This is a genomic window from Kaarinaea lacus (assembly GCF_975902315.1).
Genome location: NZ_CDLKIE010000012.1, coordinates 1 through 3,931, shown reverse-complemented (window position 1 = coordinate 3,931; position 3,931 = coordinate 1). Strand labels below are relative to the sequence as shown.

General features: G+C 42.2%; 3 protein-coding genes. 1 reads left to right on the top strand and 2 read right to left on the bottom strand.

What is annotated here, in order from left to right:
* Positions 1 to 23: 23 nt before the first annotated feature.
* Complete coding sequence (locus ACWVCM_RS00215) at positions 24 to 1,325, bottom strand: mechanosensitive ion channel family protein (RefSeq protein ID WP_455199677.1); 1,302 nt, start codon at positions 1,323 to 1,325, stop codon at positions 24 to 26.
* A gap of 137 nt (positions 1,326 to 1,462) precedes the next feature.
* A complete protein-coding gene (locus ACWVCM_RS00210) occupies positions 1,463 to 2,515 on the bottom strand; it encodes a hemolysin family protein (protein WP_455199676.1) in 1,053 nt (350 codons plus the stop codon).
* A 412-nt stretch (positions 2,516 to 2,927) separates the two neighbouring features.
* On the opposite strand from ACWVCM_RS00210, the gene ACWVCM_RS00205 reads away from it, so the two are divergent.
* Entirely contained in the window at positions 2,928 to 3,842 is a 915-nt protein-coding gene (locus ACWVCM_RS00205; RefSeq protein ID WP_455199675.1) for a mechanosensitive ion channel family protein, read from the top strand.
* Positions 3,843 to 3,931 lie beyond the last annotated feature (89 nt).

Genomic DNA, 3,931 nt, shown 5'->3' with positions numbered 1-3,931 from the left:
CTGCTGTTTTACTTTTGATTTTATCAGGCATTGGCTCCATCAAGAATTTTAACTTCACGTTGCGGAAACGGAATTTGAATATTATTCTCTTTCAAAGCATCCCATATCATAAGGTACAAATCACCACCGACACGGTTCTCACCGTCATCAATACCTTCCATCCAGAATTCAACCAGTATGTCTACACCGGAATCTCCAAAGCCACAAATTTCTGCATCCGGCCTTTCTTCAATTGGTATATCTGGGCCACTGATTACTTTTGGATGGCTGGCAACAACCTCTCTCAAAATATCAAATAACTTGTGTAAATCGGTGCTATACGCCACCTGAAATTCTATCGAATAGCGTTGCTTTTTATTCTTGTGGGTCCAGTTTATGAAATTTGATGTAATAAACTGTTCGTTGGGAACCATAATGTCTTTGCCATCAAAAGTCTCCAGTGTTGCAGAACGCATGTTGAGTTCGCGAATAGTGCCTGTCCGTCCATCGGCAAGTTCAATGTAATCACCTATGGAAAGCGAGCGGTCTAACAGCAAAATCATTCCGGAGATGAAGTTTGACGCAATTGATTGCAAACCAAAACCCAGCCCTACACCTAAGGCACCGCCAAACACCGCAAGGGCCGTTATGTTGATACCCATTACCTGCAAAAGAAGAATGAATATAACCAGTACCAGGGCTACCTGAAACAGTTTCGCAAAAACTTCTCGCGTACCCATATCCAGGTGATGTTGCTGACGAATTATTCGTTGACCCGTCTGGTTGGTAATTCGCCCCAACCAGAAAAGGATACCGCCAAATAATGCAACCCTGACAATGCCATAAGCAGAAATTTTTATATTGCCGATTTCTACTACGAGAGATTCCAGGTAGAGGATAATATTATCCAGAAAACCTACTACTTGCAGAATAGCGATTGGAATCACTATCCATTTGATTAAGGATCTTATGAAGACATTGGAAACAAACCGTGTCAGTATCGAGTAGATTACCAGTACTACCGCCAGGCTTTCGAAGACACGCACCAGGCTGCTTTGCTTAAGCAGGTAGTCACTCAGATCGACGGTGATTGCGAGAAACAGGACTATAAAAATTGGAAAAAGCAGGTCCTTAGTCTGGTAGATACTTTTACGCAAAAATTGCAGGGGACCAGGCTGAGGTTCTGATTTGAATATGGGCGAATAGCGTTTGATTACAGCGCTTAAAGAATAAGCGATGACAATGGCGAGCAATACAAGCCCAAGTTGTGAATAAAACGCCGGGCTTGTCGCCCAACTGAAAAACTTTTCGGAGAACTGAACGTAATATTGTTTTATTAATTCCATATTCATTGCTTGCTTAGCTCCAGTGATCCTGCATGTTGCAAAAAGAATTAATTATCGCCAATACCTGTTAAAGAAAATAATAAGAGGAGATGACAGCGTGTGGTCCACCCCTGATAATACCTCCTCTCGTTAAATTTTTACGCTCCCTGTTCATCTTTTTGTCTATTGGAACGTAGCCGCTCGCGATATTTACCACGCGCTAATTCCTGCATATCTTCAACAGTGTCGCTTTCATCAACGATCTCTCGCCCCAATAAGGTTTCTATTGCGTCTTCCAGCGTAACTATGCCAGCAGTTTGACCAAACTCGTCCTCCACCAGAAACAAGTGTGCCCGATTCTTGATGAACATGTCGAGCAATTGTTGCACAGGTAATTTTTCTGACACGCGAATGATCGGTTTTACATAATCACTAATCGGTGCTGAGCCCTGCCCCTTGCGTTCAGCTTCAAATAAATCGCGCTTTATCACTTTACCGGGAATATCATCGATACTGTCACGATAAACAGGTATGCGAGTGAATTGTTTCGTCTGTGGATGATCAAGTGCTTCAGTGACAGTGGTGTCCTGATTCAACATGTGCACTACGCTGCGGGGTGTTAGCACCTGTTCTGTTCGAATCTCACGCAAACTTAATATATTGGACAAATACTCGTTTTCCTGAGAAAACAATGTTCCATCTTTATGTCCCAACGAAGCCAAAGCAATAATTTCTTCCCGGGTAATCTCGTTACTTTCTTTATTACTAAACAGTTTTGTTAAGCGTGTAGAAATCCACACCAACGGATAAACCAGTCTTACTAACCAGGTAATAATAAACGCTGACGGTATTGCAAGCTTCCGCCAGAACGTGGCGCCTAATGTTTTTGGAATAATTTCAGAGAAATATAATATTGCCAATGTTAAAAGCACAGCAATTAGTGTTTCCCATTCCGCACCAAAAACCTGCATGGCCTGTGATCCCACCCCAGCTGCACCCATGGTATGCGCAAAAGTATTAAGAATTAATATGCTCGACAGTGATTCATCAAGCTGATCTTTCACTTTACTTAGCAACTTTCCAGCTCGGGGTTTGCTTGAAGAGGCCTGTTCAACATAGGTAGGCGTGATTGATAACAGCACCGCTTCCAGAATTGAACAAAGAAAAGATACCCCAATGGCGATTGCCAGATAAACAAACAACAAAGTCATAAGTTATGGTTTCCAGTATCCACGTAAGTGATAGTTAAAATAACAAACACAAAATGAGTCCGGGCACTTTAAACGCCGTAGAGTGCACCATGAACGATATTTCTTATTGTCTTTTTCAGCCATGCCTGCCATTAAATCAGATCTATTTTATCACCTGTTACCGTATTTTTTCCAAACCCTTGACATGCGGTATTAAATAAAATTATCACCAAATATCAACAACTACTGGTTTCTAATAGTAGCAACAATTGTTACCTGATCCCATTTTCTCTGATTTTCAGTCTAACCCTGCTTTTTATGGTTTTTTCTTAATTCCATAGGTTTGTTAAAATCTGTTCTTAGCTGTTAATTAACAGCATTAAACACTAATAAATCAGCTGATGTTGATCCTGTATATGTATGGAGAATATCCATGGACTTAGTAGAAAAATTTATTGGCGAAATCAATTGGGAAATATTGATGTTTTCAACTTTGCGCATTTTATTTATTTTGTTCGCCGCCTGGATCGGCTTAAAAATTGTGCGAAGGATGTTATACAAAATGGAACAACACCTGCTAGAAGTCGCGGACAAAGACGTGCACGCCGCCACCGAGCAGCAAAAACGAGTAGAAACCCTGATTCGTTTAGTGCGACAGGCTGTCATCATAGTGGTGTGGGTAGTTGTTGGACTGGTTATACTAAGAGAGCTGGGTGTGGATATCGCCCCAATTCTGGCAAGCGCCGGCATAGTAGGTTTAGCGGTTGGCTTTGGCGCACAAAACCTGGTACGAGATGTTATCTCCGGATTCTTCATGATTCTGGAAGATCAAATCCGAGTCGGCGATGTGGCTGTAGTCAATGGAACCGGAGGACTGGTGGAAAAGGTAAACTTCCGCACAGTCGTTTTACGAGATCTATCCGGCACGGTACATGTCTTTCCCAACGGTACCGTGAACACGTTGGCTAATTTAACCAATGAGTGGTCCGCCTATGTTTTTGATATTGGTGTAGCTTATAAAGAAGACGTGGACCAGGTAATGGAACTTATGCGACAAGTAGGTAAAGAAATGCTGGAGGATTCCACATTCGGACCACTTATGGTTAGCGACGTGGAAATTTTTGGGGTAGATAATTTCGCCGATTCTGCCGTCACTATTAAAGGCCGACTGAAAACAAAGCCAATCAAACAATGGGATGTGGGTCGCGAATATCGCCGGCGCTTAAAGTATCGCTTTGACGCCGAAGGTATTGAAATACCGTTTCCTCATCGTTCAATATATTTTGGTGAAGCCAGCAAACCGATCGTTACTCAACTACTAAACAGCAATCAAACTGATAAAACATAACAGGCAAATTCGAACACAGCATTGGGAACTAAAAAACTACATTGCAGCTCTATCCCAATTGAATTAGCGGCGAAGCCGGCGCCTGGTTG

What these genes read in the sequence shown, in the direction of transcription:
- ACWVCM_RS00215 (WP_455199677.1), bottom strand. Translation starts at nt 1,325, where the DNA reads ATGGAATTAATAAAACAATATTACGTTCAGTTCTCCGAAAAGTTTTTC.
- ACWVCM_RS00210 (WP_455199676.1), bottom strand. Translation starts at nt 2,515, where the DNA reads ATGACTTTGTTGTTTGTTTATCTGGCAATCGCCATTGGGGTATCTTTT.
- ACWVCM_RS00205 (WP_455199675.1), top strand. Translation starts at nt 2,928, where the DNA reads ATGGACTTAGTAGAAAAATTTATTGGCGAAATCAATTGGGAAATATTG.